Genomic DNA, 15,174 nt, shown 5'->3' on the forward strand with positions numbered 1-15,174 from the left:
TTAAACCTGCATTCTCATTATCTCCTGATAGCTTTCAAGTGCCTTGTTTTTAATCTCAACAAGCAACCTCAGGGATAATTCTGATTTAGATATGGTATATAAAAGCTCCTCAAAATTCTGAACATTACCATCCATCAGCTTTCTTTCAGCTTCAGAAGCAGCTTTCAAATCATTGTTAACATCTCTTATAAAGTTTTCAAATATCTCCTCAAACCCGCTCTTTTTATCTAACTTTTTATCTGATACTGCAGGAAGTACATTAAAAACCGCGTCGTTTTCTACTTTCATCATTGCTCCCCTTAAACTCTGAGGATTTCAAGACTTGAAGTTAACATATTTTTATGAGTATTAAAAGCTGTTAAATTTGCCTCATAGGCTCTCATTGCAGAAATCATATCAACCATCTCTTTCACAGGGTCAACATTTGGAAGTTTTACATATCCCGTTTTATCCGCAAGTGGACTGGAAGGATCATACTTTTCTCTAAACGGCGAATTATCGTAAACTATCTTTTTAACCCTGACTTCTTCAAGGGGAACTTTACCGTCAGAGGTGAGCAGCGTCTCAAAAACAGGGACTTTTCTTATGTATGGCTGTTTTGTTTCTGGATCTATTGAATTTGCATTTGCAAGATTACTTGAAGCAATATCCATACGAATTCTTTCTGCTTCCATTCCAGTTAATGATATTTCAAGACCTTTAAAAAGCACTTTTTATTACCTCCCCGTGATGCTTATTTTTAATTTTGCAAGTTCCACATGTAAACTTTGAACCATCGTTTTATACATGATAGCGGTTTCTGCCAGTTTACCCAATTCCTCATCAACGTTCACCCTGTTTTTATCGTAACCGGCAATTTTATTAAGTTCCACTACCTTAAACTGTGCCTTATCGCACGGCTCAGGTTCTATGTGTTTTGGATCTGTTGTCTTTAATTTTAACGTTTCTTTATCCAGGCATTTTTCGAATTTTAGATCCTTCGGCACATACCCCGGTGTATCAGCATTGGCTATGTTGCTCTGTATCACTTTTGAACGTTCAAGGTAGTAAGCAGCCGTTTCTGAAATAGCATCCGTTTTTCCCCACAGCTCACTCATTTTTCAACTTCCTGTATATGATTTGATCTTCATAAACAATCTGAGCTATCCTGCTCATAGTATCTTTACACATTCTAACTTTTGGCAGTATAGCCTCTGCAAGGTTTATTTTATCAAGTCTTGAAAGAGATATAAGTTTTGCAGAAGCCAAAAAACAGTTGTTACTTTTGGGCTCTATAACATCTATTACTTTTAAACATCCTTCGTAATTATTAATAGCTAACAAATAAGAAATAGTTTTATAAATGGCCAACTTCAAAACCGGGTCTTTATCGTAAAATTCAGCAATCTTTTTTTTGTTTTCTTTTATTATCCACATTGCCCTTTGTGGATTTTTTTGCTCTATACTCGCAAGAATCTCATAAGCCTTTACCTCTATATCATCAGATGGACATATGTCTTCCATCTCTCTCAACATAGGCAAAAATTCTTTTGCGGATTTTCCAAGAAAAACAAGATTTTTGATGTAAATTTTATAATAACGACAGTTCCTTTTTTTTACTTTTTTTAATATTTCTAAAGAGTCGTTAAAATCCTTACTTTCCGTTAAAGCTTCTGCAAGCATCAAAAGGTCATTGTCATCTCTCCATTTAGCAGCAATATAGCGTATAAGATTCAATCTCTCTTTCCTCTCATTACACTTACCTAAGGCTTCCGCTATTTTTATAAGTGTTTCCTTATCAAAAATTACCTTAAAAAAGTCCGGATTCGTTTTATAAAGTTCACACAACCTTTTAGAAGCAAGTTTTAAAAGATAAGGTTTCCACTCCCTAACGATAAATTCTTTCTGTTCATATTTAAGCTGTTTAGGAAAAACCAGAGAAATTTCCCATTCAAGCTGCTTAAAAAGGTTATCGCTGTCGGTCTGCAAAACGTAGGCACCGAAGTTTGCCAGAGCAAAAGCACCAAGATAAGTGTCTCTCGAATGAATCAACGTTTCAAGCACAAATCTCAAAGGTTGCTTAAACGCTTTTATATCTGTCTGCTGTAGCCTGTATTTTAAAGCTGGATCCTTTTCCATTAGAGCTATTAACTTTAACTTGGCAATTGTGGTTTCCGGAGAATCTGGATATGTCGTTACAAGGTTGTAGTATGTAGCTACTGCAAGTTTCTTATCTCCCTTTTTTAATTCAGTATCACCAAGACGCAACATCGCTTTCCTTATAACACTCTTATCCCTTGTAAGACTTATTATTCTCTTAAAAAGCTGCTCTGCAAGACGGTAATCACCTTTCCTGTAAATATCCTCTGCAACAAGGTAGTAATATTCAGGATTTTCTATAAGATAGGCTTCGTTTTTTCTGTAGGTTTTAAAAAAGTATCTGAAAGCTTCCCTGTACTTACCTTTACTGAAAAGTATTAAGCCTTTCAAAAACTCAAGTTCTTTCTCATCCTGCCTTGTTAAAGGAGAGGTTGACAGCAGAATATAATATTCATCTACAATATCCGGCCTCCTCAGATAAACAGCAGACCTTAGAATTCCTATAACAGTTTTTATCTGTTGTCTATCATTTTTAGCTTTTAGAAAAGCAACTCTGTATATGTCAAGACTTTTATCGTAAAAACCTAAATTTTCATAAATGCGAGCTTTCGTGTAGTAAAAATCCCAATCAACATTTTTAACTGTATTAAAGTAAAGCTGGAGAAGATCCAGAGCCTGCCATAGATATTCTTTATCACCAATCTTTCTGCCTATCTTCATGTAGGTTTTTGAAAGCATAAAAAGAGCTTTTCTATAATAGTCATCTCTCTTTTTATCTTTAGCTAATATTTTCAAAAAATATTCAAGTGCCGCGTTGTAAGAGCCTATTTTATACTGATACATTCCCTTTTTTAACCAGATTTCCGGCTTATAAACAAACACACTTTCTTCTGTTCTTTTTATCGTATTATTCCCTTCATTGGTGACAGCAAAAGCATTGCAGAAAAAAATAAAAGATAGAAGGACAATAATGGCTCTCACTATTACACCCTTATTTCTACTGAAGAACTTTCATCCTCTCTGTAAAATGTCTCAGAATAAAGATTTTTACCGCGGGACTTGATTTTAACACGAAATCCAGAAAGTCCGGTACTATTTAAAATTTCTCTGATTTCATCGCTAAGACCTGCAGCGTTAAAAACAGACTGTGGTAACTCTATGGAAATATTGAGAAACTTCCTGACCATACTTGCCCTTACTCTCATATCTTCAAATGTCGCCGTAAGAGTGTACTTAGTGCCGTTTCCTACATCTGCCTTTCCACTCTGTCCCCTATTTCCCTGAGAAAACCCTTTGCCTTCTTTGTGCAAACTTTTCTGGACTGAAAGCGAAGCTTGAGCAACAGATTCAGAGTGAGAAACACTGAGTTTATGTGATGCTTCCTGTTTTGCAGAACTAAAAGCATCTAAATTTCCAGCCTGACTTTCAGCATTTTCTGTTACTTTGTCAGAAAGTTTGGGAGTTTCTTTTCTCATAGTAGAAACAGCACTATCCACTTTCTCTTTATAACTTACAATTTTAAATCTCTTGTCCACATTTGAATTATTAATCCTCTTATTATGAGAAATCGGAAACCGAACTATTCTGTTTGTCTTCTTAAAAACAGCCTCTCCATTTTTCAAAAGAGAAACACCTTTTTGAAGTGCCGTTTCTTCTTTAAAGTTAAAATCTAAACCTTTTAAAGACTTGTTAAGTATAACCTCGCCGCTTTTCAACTTACTATCTTCTTTTACCATAAACATTTTTTCACTAAAAACTTTTCTTTGTAAAGATTTTAGATTTTCAGTGTTTGAATGAGAAACTGTAGAATCACCGTTTTTAGAAATTTTTCCTATAGCTAAAAAAATATCCTTATTCTTTAAATTTTCTCTCGTATTGCAAGAAATTCCAGCAAAATCTTTACAGGCTACATTTAAAACAGATAGTTGACCTTTATCAACAGTATCCGTCAATTGCTTTTCAGATTTAACGCTCTTCCTTTTACCCTCAAAATTACTGACGAAATTTAAGCCTACAGGAGGAACCTCTTTCTGTGATGTTTCAACAACATCCTGTGACTTTAACTCCTTACGGTGGAAGTTGTGACTCCCAACGTAAAACCCGGCAGACAAATTATGAAATGGGGATTTATCTGCTACCTTTTTATCGCCACTTTTTAAGATACCAGCTGAAGTGCCATTCTTAACATCCAGATGGTTTAAAACCCAACTTCTTTTAATAAATTCAGGTTGCTTTTCCGCAGAAACCTGTCTAAAAATCTTTTCTCCAGATACCTCACTAAACTCTAAAAGTTCACGAATATTGTCAGGGCCATCTTTCTCTTCTAACACCTCTTTACCAGAATTAGACTGAACTTTTTTACTAACCTGTAAACTTAAACGATTACTCTTCCTCTGCCTGTATGAAACAACTTCTGATTTTATTTTTCTAATAAATTTTACATCTTCTTTATTCAATGAATCTTCTTTTTCCGGGATATCGTTAAAAAACATTTTATGCTTTTCTAAAAACTCAGAGGCATTAATATTCGGTTTCTTGATCCCTTTTTCATCCATCACAGACAATTTTTTTAAGTTTTTTTCTTCTTTTTCAGTTTTCAGCATTTCTGGAATGGAACTCGTAACATCTTGTAAAGCAGTTTTGCTCTCAAAAATATTTTGTTCTTTATTTCCTTTAAATATAAGAAGATGACTGCCAAGTTGTGACATTAACGCTAATTTTTCCTCTTTATCCAGATTTTCTTCACCGGAAAAGGCAGAAAACAGAATATCAAAAAGCGAATGCTCACCTTTCTTTTCCTCTTTATTTTTCACACCTGCTGTTCCGGCAGATAAAATTAGATTTACCCTTATCATCACCTTTCCCCTTCCCGGCGAATCCAGCTAACGCTAATATTATACATCCTTCTTTAAAATTTCTGAAAGCTTTTTCAAAGCCCTTGTCTTTATCTGAGAAATCCGCGAAACAGATATGTCAAGAATGTGTGATATTGATTTTAAATCAAGCTCTTCCACAAAAATAAGCTGAAGAATGAGCTTTTCCCTATCGGAAAGATTATCAAGTGCCCTGGCCAGACGAAATTTTAAATCCTTAAATATTGTTTCCTCTTCCGGATCAGGAGTATCAGACCTTAAGGTATCGGCTATCGTTATCCTTTCAGCCCCCTGAAACAAGGCCTCCTCTATACTTGTCATATACATCATTTCCGCTTTTAAAAGGTCTGCTTCACCACTTTTCATTTTTTCCCGTGCACCCCGGGACATAAAGTCCACGGAACGTAAAAAATCCATTATTTCACCGCGAATCCTTATGTATGCATAGGTGGAAAAGTTGGCTTTCTTCTCATCATACTTATCGATTGCTTTCATAAGACCTATCACACCGGTATTAACAAGATCTTCAAAATCTATTATTCCCTCTGGCATTCTGCGGTAAATTTTATTTGCTATTTTCTTCACAAGAGGCAAATGTTCTATCACCAATTCTTTCCGACTCTTTCCATACATAAACCTAACCTTTAACTTTAAAGAATTTCTTAAGCTTACTCCAGAAACTGGGTGATTCTTCTCTTATAACCTCACCGGTCTCTAAAGAAGCTATCTCTTTAATTGCCAGTGTGTAGGGATCGGAGGGAAAAGCAGTTGCAACAGGTTCTCTGTACCTTACGGATATTTTAACATTACTGGACTCCGGCAAAATGCCCGCCGTTTTCGGTCTGAAGGAAAAAAATTTTTCGCAAGAGGCTGTTATCCTTTCAAGAATTGAAAAACACTCATTCTTATTTCTGCACATATTGGCCACAAGTTTTATATTTTCATAGTTGTACAGCTTATAAAGACTCTTTATAAGAGCATACGCATCTGTTATCGCTGTTGGCTCCGGAACTGTTACAACATAAGTGGTATCAGAGGAAACAGCAAATTTTAAAACATTTTCATTTATACCGGCAGATGCGTCAAGAATAATAAAATCATAGTTGTCCGAAATCTTCTCAAGTTTATTTATAACAGTGATAACATCCAAATCTTCCAGCTCCTGAAAGGTATCTATTCCGGAAAAACCAAGAAGCACATCAAGTTTTTCAAAATGCTGGATCAATTCCTGAATATCTACCCCCTTCATCAACATCTTTAAATTTCTGTCCGGCCTTAGACCAAGAAGAACATGTACATTGCCCAATCCAACATCACCGTCAAGAAGGAGAACCTTCTTATCAAAAACATCAGCAAGAACATAAGAAAAATTTACAGAAAAGTTGGTTTTACCCACTCCTCCCTTACCACTTGCAACACAGATAAATTTTGCCCTTCTCTTTTTAGGATTATGTCTCTCCTTAACTAACTCTATTAATTTTTCTGCCTGAATGTTCATAAATCCCCTAAAAGATAATCAGCTACTTTTTTCGGTGTTAATAGTTTTATATCCTCAGGAACCCTTTGCCCGGTACTGAGGTAAGAAAGTGAAAGTTCAGTTTTAACAGGCAGGTTTAAAAGTATGCCGGGCTTTCGGGTCTCGTCAATCTTTGTAAGCAAAAGAGCTGTAACGGGAAATATAGACCTGTATCTGTTAACCACTTCTATGGCTTCTTCGTTGCTGTAGTTACAACTTATAACCAGGTTAACCTCCATCTCTTTTTCCGAACCGTGAAGTATGGCTTTTATTTCGCCCAGCCTCCAATAATCGTAATGACTCCTGCCAACGGTATCTATGAGAATAACATCAACATCCGTAAGATTGGCAAGCGTCTCTTTCAACTTCCTGCCTTCAGATACGGTAAAAAATGGTATGTTTAAAATATTGGCATACATGCGCCCCTGTTGAATGGCACCAACCTTGAATGTATCAATACTAACAACCCCAACTTTTAACTGCTGATTTATCACAAGATCAGAAGCTATCTTAAAAAGATTCGTCGTTTTTCCAACACCGGTCGGACCAACAAAAGCAACTATTTTGGGCTTATTCTCCGCAGAAATCCTACCCGTAAACTTTATCTTTTCTGCAATGCCCTTTTCAAGAGCCTCTTTCAAAGTGGGAACGCTTAAATCTAACTTTCCCGTTTCAAGATCAAGACCGCAGGCTGGCTCAACAATTTCCCTGGCAACGTCAGGAAAAACATTTTTTGATTCTAAAATCCTCAAAAGTTCAAGAGCATCACCCGTGAACTCATGAAAATTTATATTAACAGAAGGGGGAGGAACGGCAGATTTTATATGGGACGGAAGGTCTGCTGGAGGAACATAAGGCGAAAGTACCTCCTGTTGACTCTTTTCAGGTGATTGTTTTATCTCCTCTTTTAACTCTGAAAGGAGAGCTTTTAGAGTGTCCAATTCCTCTTTCAAAGCCTTAGTTTCATCTTCCTTCCTATCCGCCTCCTTAAAAAAGAGCCTGTAGTATTTTTTCTTCTTAAAAGGTAATAGTCCTGACCTGGTCTCTACCTCATAATAAAGAATCTCTATGTCATTACCATAGGACGCCTTTGCTTTCTCTATCAGAGCCTCAAGATTCTCACCTTCAAGGATTTTAACAGACATACCTCCCTGCTCTCCTTCTTCCATTTTTCTTTACAGAAGTTATTATAACCCATTTTCCTCTTTTGCTTTTCTCTGTGCTATTATTTTCGTTGCAGAAGAGTATTCACAGCCCGACAGGAGGATGAACAATGTACGACTTTAAAAATATTGAAAAAAAGTGGCAGAATATATGGAACGAAAAAAAGACGTTTAAATCAGAAGCTGATAAAAAGAAAAAGAAATACTACGTCCTTGAAATGTTCCCCTACCCATCAGGCAAAATACATATGGGACATGTCCGAAACTACACTATCGGTGATGTAATAGCAAGGTTCAAAAGAATGTTCGGATTCAACGTTATACATCCAATGGGCTGGGATGCATTTGGCCTTCCAGCAGAAAACGCAGCAATTAACAGAGGTGTTCACCCGAGAGACTGGACATTAAGCAATATAGATTACATGAAAAAAGAACTTAAAAGACTCGGTTTCTCTTATGACTGGGATAGAGAAATAGCAACCTGCCTTCCGGATTACTACAGGTGGAACCAGTGGATATTCCTCAGGATGCTTGAAAAAGGGATAGCTTATCGTGCAAAAACAACCGTTAACTGGTGTCCAAACTGTCAAACGGTTTTAGCAAATGAACAGGTAGATGAAGATGGAGGATGCTGGCGTTGCGGAACAACCGTTGAACAAAAGGAGATAGACAGCTGGTATTTGAAAATCACCGATTACGCTGAAGAGTTATTAAAAGATCTTGAACTTCTGAAAGGCCACTGGCCAGATCCGGTAATAGAGATGCAGAGAAATTGGATAGGAAAAAGTACAGGTGCAAGGATAAAATTCCCGATAAGAAAAAGCGATAGACCTGAAGGTATAGAGGCAATAGAGGTATTCACGACAAGGCCTGACACCCTCTTTGGCGTAACTTACTTAGTTTTAGCTCCAGAACATCCCTTTGCCGAAAAACTTGCAAAAGAAGAACAGAAAGAAAAAGTAAAAGCGTTTATAGAAAAAATGAGAAGAACCGAGAAGAGGAAAAGAACGACAGGCGAGCTTGAAAAAGAAGGTGTTTCCACAGGTTCTTACGTTATCCATCCCCTAACCGGCGAAGAGATACCTGTCTATCTTGCAAACTTTGTTCTTATGGACTACGGAACAGGTGCCGTCATGTCCGTTCCAGCCCACGATCAGAGAGATTTTGAGTTCGCAAAGAAGTACAATCTTCCAATAAAAATCGTCATCTCACCAGAAGACGAAGAGCTTTCACCAGAAACAATGGAAAAAGCTTACGAGAAACCTGGAATAGTCGTAAACTCCGGTAAATTTAACGGAATGAAAAGCACCGATGCAAAGAGAGCAATAACAGAAGAACTTGAAAAGAAAGGACTTGGAAGGAAGACCGTTCAGTACAGATTGAGAGACTGGAACATCTCCAGACAGCGTTACTGGGGAACGCCTATTCCCGTTATCTACTGTGAAAAGTGCGGAATCGTACCGGTACCAGACGAAGAACTTCCAGTAAAACTGCCTGAAAACGTTGAATTTACAGGCGAAGGAAATCCCCTCTCAAAAGTTGAATCTTTCGTAAATACAACATGTCCAAAGTGTGGAAGTCCCGCAAAAAGAGAAACCGACACAATGGACACATTCTTTGATTCTTCCTGGTATTTCTTAAGGTACTGTTCCCCGAAATTTGAAAAAGCACCGTTTGACACAGAAAAGGCCGAATACTGGATGGTGGTTGACCAGTATATCGGAGGTATAGAACACGCCGTTTTACACCTGCTCTACTCACGATTCTTCACAAAAGTTCTGAGGGACTTAGGTCTGTTTAAAGCCGACGAAACACACCGTCAATACGACTTTTTCAAAGCAGGAGAACCTTTCCAGAACCTCCTCACTCAGGGAATGGTATGCAAAAGGTGGATAAAGGTAAAAACTGCTCTCTCTGTTCTCAACATTTCAGAAAGTGACGATATTGAGAAGCTGATAGAAGCTCTTGGCGGGAAAGGCGAAACAACCGGCAAAACCGTTGGTGAATTCCTCTCTGAAAACCGCATAGGCAGCGGCGATAACTTTCTCCTTGTTGTTACACATCCAGAGATAGAAAAGCACCTCAATAATCCAGAAGAGGTACTTGAAAACCTGGTAAAAGAGTACGGCGAACTTTCAAAGATGAGCAAGTCAAAACTTAACATAGTCAACCCTGCTGAAATGATAGAACGCTACGGCGCCGACGCCACAAGACTTTACATACTGTTCGCCGCTCCACCAGAAACAGAATTCGAGTGGAAGATGGAAGACATAGACGGTGCCTACAGATTTTTAAGGAGAGTCTTCACCTTTGTTGAAGAAAACAAAAACCTCTTCTCAAAAGAGATAAAAAGCACAAGGCTTTCAAAGACCGGAAGAGAATTAAGGCGCAAAACCCACGAAACACTCAAAAAGGTAACTGACGAATTCAACGAAAGGTTCAAGTTTAACACCGCAATCGCAGCAATAATGGAACTCTTTAACGCAATATCCCGATTTAAACCCGAAAAAGAAGGCGATGAAAATGCTTTGAAAGAAGCAATAGAACTTCTCATAATAATGCTTTCCCCGGTTGCTCCTCACATAGCGGAAGAGATGTGGGAAATGACGGGGCACAAAACACTCATATCGACGGAAAAGTGGCCAGAAGTTGATGAAAAGGCACTTGTCAAAGATGAGATAGAACTGCCTATCCAGATAAACGGAAAGGTTAGAGATAGAATAACCGTTGCTCCTGACACTGGTGAAGAAGAACTGAAAAAACTTGTATTTGAAAGGGAAAAGGTCAAAAAATATATGGAAGGCAAAGAGCTAAAGAAATTCATCTACGTCAAAGGAAGATTGATAAATGTGGTTATTAAGTAGGATTTTTCTCGTTTTGATAGTAGGTGCCGGCATCAGCGGATGCGGCACCATAACCTACGTGGCAAAAAGAGAAGTTGTGAAACATGTTTACATTTCACCTGTAACAAACAGAACCCCTGAAGAAGGGATAGATATTCTCTTCACAAGGGCAGCAGACGACACCTTCTACACCGATTCCCGATTTGCCGTTGATAAAACGCCAATACCCGATGAAACTATAATCGTGAAACCGTCCGTTGACTCCATCTCCGCATTCTCAGTTGGATACAACGCAGACGACCAGGCAATAGAATACAGACTCAGCGTAACAGCCACAATCAAACTTATAAAATATGGTTACAAAAAGCCCTTCAAAACATTCAAAATCACCTGCTACGGCTTTTACGATGCAACAGGAACACCTACAGAAGCAGAAATGAAAAGGAAAGAGTGTATAGAAAGCATAGCAAAAGATATATTTAGAGAAGTTGGAGAAAAGCTCCTTGAAGGAGGAAGCGATGGAAAGAACAATTGACTGTACAGGCCTTGCATGTCCCCTGCCGGTTTTAAAAACGAAAGAAGCACTTGAAGAGATAGAGGAAGGTATAATAACTGTAATTGTTGACAACAAAGCGGCAAGGGAAAACGTAAAGCGCTTTGCTCAGAAACAGGGATGCACAGTAGATGTTGAAGAGAAAGATGGTCTCTTCTATGTAAAAGTGATAAAAGGATACACCTGCGAAATTCCACAACCGGAAGAAGAAAAAGAAAAGACAGGAAACTACGCCGTCCTTATAGCTTCAACCCATGTAGGCGAAGACAGAGAACTTGGCGAAATTTTAATAAAGGGCTTCATAAAGACATTCCTCAACGCCGACCCGCTTCCAAAAGGCATAGTTTTAATAAACACTGCCGTGAAACTTGCATGCAAAGGTGGTGATAAAGAGATTTTAGAAGCGTTAAAAGAACTTCAGAAAAAAGGCGTAGAAATCATCTGTTGCGGAACATGCCTTAACTACTTCAACATACTTGATGACCTTGAAGTAGGTATAGCATCCAACGCATACGACGTTGTTCAATTCTTAGCAAATGCAGACAGTGTTGTAAGGCTTTAAGGGAGAATCCTATGAAAGTTGTTATTCAGCGCGTAAAAGAAGGAAAAGTTGTGGTAAACGGCGAAACGGCAGGTGAAATAGGCAAAGGCATTGTTGCACTAATCGGATTTGAAAAAGGCGACATATACTCCTTCCTTGAAAAGATGGCAGAAAAGATAATAAACCTGCGAATCTTTGAAGACAAAGAAGGGAAAATGAATCTATCCTTAAAAGATATAAAAGGAAAACTTTTACTTGTTCCAAACTTTACACTTGCAGCAGACTGTAAAAAAGGCAGACGGCCAAGCTTTCAATCGTCCGAAAATCCGGAAGCGGCAAAAAAGATGTTTGATAAGTTTGTAGAAATATGTAGAGAACAGATACCTGTTGAAACCGGAATATTTGGTGCAGAAATGGAAGTTTACATCCTTAACGACGGCCCTGTAACCTTTATACTTGACTCCAGAGAATTGTTCCAGGGAGGTCTGTCGTGAACACCGGCTATGAAGTTTATCTGAAGTATCTCCCTGGCATGCTTTTTATTTCAGCTTCCTTTATAACACTCAAGGTCAAAACTCCTGTAAACAGAATCCTAAAAAGAATCTTTTTAAAAGACAGAAGAATATCAAAAGTAGAAAAGCTAATTCTTGAACTATCCAATCTTTTGAATTATATTCTGTCCACCTTTCTTTTTCACTTCGGCCTTCTTCAGTTTAACCCACCTCCTGTCTGGAAAAACGCAATCAACACAGGTGCATACACACTCTACATAGGGTTTGCAACATTAGCCGTACTTAAAACCGTTGACATCTTCATTGAATTCCTATCTGAAAGGGCAAAAAAGACCGTTCCCGTATCGGAAATTCCCCTGGTTGAAACTTACTTTTCCATGATCTCTAAAATAGTCAAAATTTTTACTGTCCTTATCTCCGCCATCATACTCTTAGACAAGCTCGGATTCAACGTAACATCCCTAATAACATCCTTAGGTGTAGGTTCTCTTGCTGTTGGTCTTGCCGCTCAGGACACGATTAAAAACTTTATATCCGGAATACTCCTTGTCACCGACAGACAGTTCAGGATCGGCGACAGGGTTTACATAAAAGACATCGACGTGGACGGCTACGTTTATGACATTGGTCTTAGAACTACGCGAATAATAACCATATCCGGCAACAACCTTATAATCGTCCCGAACTCAAAACTCACAGAAGGCGTTATAGAAAACGCCCTTTATCCGGACATGAAGTTCAAAGATTCTGTAAAAATCGGCGTGGAATACGGAAGTGACGTTGAACTCGTAAAGAAACTTCTCCTTGAAGCAATAACCACGACAGACGGTGTCTTAAAAGAGCCACCACCGTCTGTATTCTTTATAGACTTCGGCGATTCCGCCTTAATTTTCCAGGCATTTTACTACGTTAAAAAGAAAGACATTGCTTACGGCGTAAAATCAAAAATAAACGAAAAAATAAACAAACTTTTTGCCGAAAATGGTATAAATATACCGTTCCCGTGTCAGACAAACTACTTTCCTGAGGGGGTCAAAATAAAAATTGAAAAGGAATAACCTTTTCAGCATAAAAATGAGAGCTTCAAGTGAAAGAGAGCATATCTCCGGCGCAGAGAGAATCGTGCCGGAGAATGAAATCTCAAAAGTTGTAAAGGAGTTAACCGAAAGAGCTCTATATCATCCTAAAGGGAAACCTGATTCTATCCATATTAAGATAGAACTCCTTGAAAAATCCCCGATTTACTTAAAACTTTTAGACATCTACGAAATCGCTGACAGGGAAAATTACACGATAAAAGAGATTCTGACAGAACTGTTTAAAAAGGCAAAAATTGATAGCAATATTGGACTCTCAATATACAGAGCCTTAATAAGCGGAGCTTCGCCCGCCGGCACGGTAATGAGAGGCGCCATGATTGTTGACTGCCAGACCGGAATAAGGCTTGAACCCGACAAGTTCAGAGGGATAAGAGCCTCCTACATGGACATTACGCCGGAAGCAGAAGAGAACCTAAAAAATCTGGTAGGTGAAAGGTTCACCCCGAACATGAAAGACGCTGTTGTCCTTTCAACAAAAGTACTAAGCCATCCTGACGTCATCGCTGAACTGTGCATATCTGACGATCCAGACTACACAACCGGCTACTTTTCAATTAAAGGTCTTGGCTACATAAGAATAAGAAACATAAAACCTTACGGACTATCAAAAGGCGGCAGAGCCTTCTTTGTAAAAGGAAAAATAAACAGAAAAGGGTTCATAGAATATATGGAAACAACGCCCGTTCTTATCAACGAAGTGGGGAACTATACTTTTGCACCTTTATCTTCAATTATTTTAGGCGCTTGAAAGGAGGCTATTTCCTTGTAAAAGCTACCTGAACTCACCTTTCCAGAAACGCTCGCACCAGCCTCAACAGTAAGATTTTTAACGGAAATTTCTCCGGTCACAGATGCCGTCGATTTCAACTCTAAAGAGTCTGCATGGATGTTTCCTTTTACCGTTCCCTGAAGAATCAGAACATCGGCACGAACATTCCCCTTCACAACTGCGGAAGAGCCAAGGATAACGTAATCCCCTTCTATGTCACCCTCTATCTCACCGTCAATCCTTACCTTACCTTCAGACTTTATGTTACCGGAAATTTTAAGCTCTTTTGAAAGAATGCTCTTTATCTCTGAACCTGCATAAGACTTTACAGGCTTCTTCCCTTTTTTATCGTTTTTTCCAAACATTAGAAACCTCCAGAAATTTCATAGGATTAACCCACCTATCGTTTATCTCGATTCCGTAGTGAAGATGGGGCCCTGTGCTTCTGCCCGTATCTCCCATTTCACCTATAACCTGACCAAGCTTAACTTTTTGTCCCGGTTTAACAAATATTTTCCTCAGGTGAGCATATATCGTTATATAACCGGATGGATGTTTAACTAAAACTACCTTTCCCCAGCCAGCCCACCATCCAGCTCTTATAACCTTACCGTCAGCAGTAACCCTTACAGGAGTTCCCGGCTTATTTGCTATGTCAATGCCCGGATGAAAAGCAAGCAGATGTGTAAAAGGATCCCTTCTAATGCCAAACTTTGAAGTGAGTCTTCCGTAAGCGGGAATCCCAAATGGATATTTCCTGAAATCAGATATAAGAGAATCTATAACAGAAATGGAATCTGAAAGCTCTTCAGGACTCATGTTTTCAAGCGGTATGTAAATACCACCTTCTCCACTTTCTGAAGATGAGGAAAGAGAAACCGGCGTTTTCAGTCCTGCCGTTTTCATTATAGAATCTATTACTTTTATCCTTTTTGCAAGCTCCTTAACAGTTTTATCTCTTTCTTCTTTTAGCTTCGCAACTTCTAATGAAAGTCTCTTCTTAGTTGAAGAGAGCTCTGCAACCTGTTCCTTCAATTCCCTATTCTCGGAAGCCACCCTTTTAAAAGAAACGGTAGAATGAACTGCTGTATATGTAACGAAAGTAAAAAGCACAAGCAAAAATGCTGCCAATGCTTTAATCTTTTTCCTCGAGAGATGATAGGTTTTTATCTCCCCTAACTCACTCTCAATAACAATTATCTGAAACTTATCTCCCTTCAATCTC

The 15,174-nt window shown here is 38.4% G+C and carries 16 protein-coding genes; 6 read left to right on the forward strand and 10 right to left on the reverse strand.

All coding sequences use genetic code 11. The features are described from left to right. Genes fliE through H153_RS0106940 form a run of 8 tightly spaced genes read right to left on the reverse strand, consistent with a single transcriptional unit; the run spans position 1 to position 7,613 of the window. The gene (fliE, locus tag H153_RS0106905) at positions 1-291 is read right to left on the reverse strand and encodes a flagellar hook-basal body complex protein FliE (protein WP_231378253.1); all 291 of its coding nucleotides are present in this window, start codon (positions 289-291) and stop codon (positions 1-3) included. 8 nt (positions 292-299) lie between these two features. Further along, positions 300-710 carry a flagellar basal body rod protein FlgC gene (flgC, locus tag H153_RS0106910; RefSeq protein ID WP_022847406.1) on the reverse strand — a complete coding sequence of 137 codons (411 nt, stop codon included), beginning with the start codon at positions 708-710 and terminating at the stop codon, positions 300-302. Positions 711-716: 6 nt separating this feature from the next. After that, on the reverse strand, positions 717-1,097 hold the full coding sequence (gene flgB, locus H153_RS0106915; RefSeq protein WP_022847407.1) for a flagellar basal body rod protein FlgB: 381 nt from the start codon (positions 1,095-1,097) through the stop codon (positions 717-719). Further along, a complete protein-coding gene (locus H153_RS0106920) occupies positions 1,090-3,060 on the reverse strand; it encodes a tetratricopeptide repeat protein (protein WP_022847408.1) in 1,971 nt (656 codons plus the stop codon). The genes flgB and H153_RS0106920 overlap by 8 nt, the downstream gene beginning before the upstream one ends. 2 nt (positions 3,061-3,062) lie before the next feature. Continuing rightward, on the reverse strand, positions 3,063-4,934 hold the full coding sequence (locus tag H153_RS0106925) for a hypothetical protein (protein WP_022847409.1): 1,872 nt from the start codon (positions 4,932-4,934) through the stop codon (positions 3,063-3,065). A gap of 39 nt (positions 4,935-4,973) precedes the next feature. Further along, positions 4,974-5,558 carry a sigma-70 family RNA polymerase sigma factor gene (locus H153_RS0106930; RefSeq protein ID WP_231378254.1) on the reverse strand — a complete coding sequence of 195 codons (585 nt, stop codon included), beginning with the start codon at positions 5,556-5,558 and terminating at the stop codon, positions 4,974-4,976. Positions 5,559-5,589: 31 nt separating this feature from the next. After that, complete coding sequence (locus H153_RS0106935) at positions 5,590-6,450, reverse strand: AAA family ATPase (protein ID WP_022847411.1); 861 nt, start codon at positions 6,448-6,450, stop codon at positions 5,590-5,592. Next, entirely contained in the window at positions 6,447-7,613 is a 1,167-nt protein-coding gene (locus tag H153_RS0106940; RefSeq protein ID WP_027720075.1) for a flagellar biosynthesis protein FlhF, read from the reverse strand. Before H153_RS0106940 ends, H153_RS0106935 begins: the two co-directional genes overlap by 4 nt. A 128-nt stretch (positions 7,614-7,741) precedes the next feature. On the opposite strand from H153_RS0106940, the gene leuS reads away from it, so the two are divergent. Genes leuS through H153_RS09535 form a run of 6 tightly spaced genes read left to right on the forward strand, consistent with a single transcriptional unit; the run spans position 7,742 to position 13,928 of the window. Continuing rightward, on the forward strand, positions 7,742-10,495 hold the full coding sequence (leuS, locus tag H153_RS0106945; RefSeq protein ID WP_022847413.1) for a leucine--tRNA ligase: 2,754 nt from the start codon (positions 7,742-7,744) through the stop codon (positions 10,493-10,495). Further along, entirely contained in the window at positions 10,479-11,009 is a 531-nt protein-coding gene (locus H153_RS0106950) for an LptE family protein (RefSeq protein ID WP_022847414.1), read from the forward strand. The genes leuS and H153_RS0106950 overlap by 17 nt, the downstream gene beginning before the upstream one ends. Next, positions 10,993-11,589, forward strand: coding sequence for a sulfurtransferase-like selenium metabolism protein YedF (gene yedF, locus H153_RS0106955; protein WP_022847415.1), 597 nt, complete (start codon positions 10,993-10,995; stop codon positions 11,587-11,589). Before H153_RS0106950 ends, yedF begins: the two co-directional genes overlap by 17 nt. A gap of 11 nt (positions 11,590-11,600) precedes the next feature. Further along, on the forward strand, positions 11,601-12,062 hold the full coding sequence (dtd, locus tag H153_RS0106960) for a D-aminoacyl-tRNA deacylase (protein WP_022847416.1): 462 nt from the start codon (positions 11,601-11,603) through the stop codon (positions 12,060-12,062). After that, a complete protein-coding gene (locus H153_RS09530; RefSeq protein WP_040371616.1) occupies positions 12,059-13,138 on the forward strand; it encodes a mechanosensitive ion channel domain-containing protein in 1,080 nt (359 codons plus the stop codon). Before dtd ends, H153_RS09530 begins: the two co-directional genes overlap by 4 nt. Then, positions 13,125-13,928 (forward strand): 6-carboxyhexanoate--CoA ligase, encoded by an 804-nt coding sequence (locus H153_RS09535; protein WP_022847417.1) that lies wholly within the window; start codon positions 13,125-13,127, stop codon positions 13,926-13,928. The genes H153_RS09530 and H153_RS09535 overlap by 14 nt, the downstream gene beginning before the upstream one ends. Here the strand turns inward: H153_RS09535 and H153_RS09540 are convergent. Beyond that, complete coding sequence (locus tag H153_RS09540) at positions 13,886-14,314, reverse strand: polymer-forming cytoskeletal protein (RefSeq protein WP_022847418.1); 429 nt, start codon at positions 14,312-14,314, stop codon at positions 13,886-13,888. The genes H153_RS09535 and H153_RS09540 overlap by 43 nt on opposite strands. Continuing rightward, positions 14,295-15,170, reverse strand: a complete 876-nt coding sequence (locus H153_RS09965) for a M23 family metallopeptidase (protein ID WP_022847419.1) — start codon at positions 15,168-15,170, stop codon at positions 14,295-14,297. Before H153_RS09965 ends, H153_RS09540 begins: the two co-directional genes overlap by 20 nt. Between the last annotated feature and the right edge of the window lie 4 nt (positions 15,171-15,174).

The organism is Desulfurobacterium sp. TC5-1, from assembly GCF_000421485.1.
Classification (GTDB): domain Bacteria; phylum Aquificota; class Aquificia; order Desulfurobacteriales; family Desulfurobacteriaceae; genus Desulfurobacterium_A.

What these genes read in the sequence shown, in the direction of transcription:
- fliE (WP_231378253.1), bottom strand. Translation starts at nt 291, where the DNA reads ATGATGAAAGTAGAAAACGACGCGGTTTTTAATGTACTTCCTGCAGTA.
- flgB (WP_022847407.1), bottom strand. Translation starts at nt 1,097, where the DNA reads ATGAGTGAGCTGTGGGGAAAAACGGATGCTATTTCAGAAACGGCTGCT.
- H153_RS0106925 (WP_022847409.1), bottom strand. Translation starts at nt 4,934, where the DNA reads ATGATAAGGGTAAATCTAATTTTATCTGCCGGAACAGCAGGTGTGAAA.
- H153_RS0106935 (WP_022847411.1), bottom strand. Translation starts at nt 6,450, where the DNA reads ATGAACATTCAGGCAGAAAAATTAATAGAGTTAGTTAAGGAGAGACAT.
- H153_RS0106940 (WP_027720075.1), bottom strand. Translation starts at nt 7,613, where the DNA reads ATGTCTGTTAAAATCCTTGAAGGTGAGAATCTTGAGGCTCTGATAGAG.
- leuS (WP_022847413.1), top strand. Translation starts at nt 7,742, where the DNA reads ATGTACGACTTTAAAAATATTGAAAAAAAGTGGCAGAATATATGGAAC.
- H153_RS0106950 (WP_022847414.1), top strand. Translation starts at nt 10,479, where the DNA reads ATGTGGTTATTAAGTAGGATTTTTCTCGTTTTGATAGTAGGTGCCGGC.
- yedF (WP_022847415.1), top strand. Translation starts at nt 10,993, where the DNA reads ATGGAAAGAACAATTGACTGTACAGGCCTTGCATGTCCCCTGCCGGTT.
- dtd (WP_022847416.1), top strand. Translation starts at nt 11,601, where the DNA reads ATGAAAGTTGTTATTCAGCGCGTAAAAGAAGGAAAAGTTGTGGTAAAC.
- H153_RS09540 (WP_022847418.1), bottom strand. Translation starts at nt 14,314, where the DNA reads ATGTTTGGAAAAAACGATAAAAAAGGGAAGAAGCCTGTAAAGTCTTAT.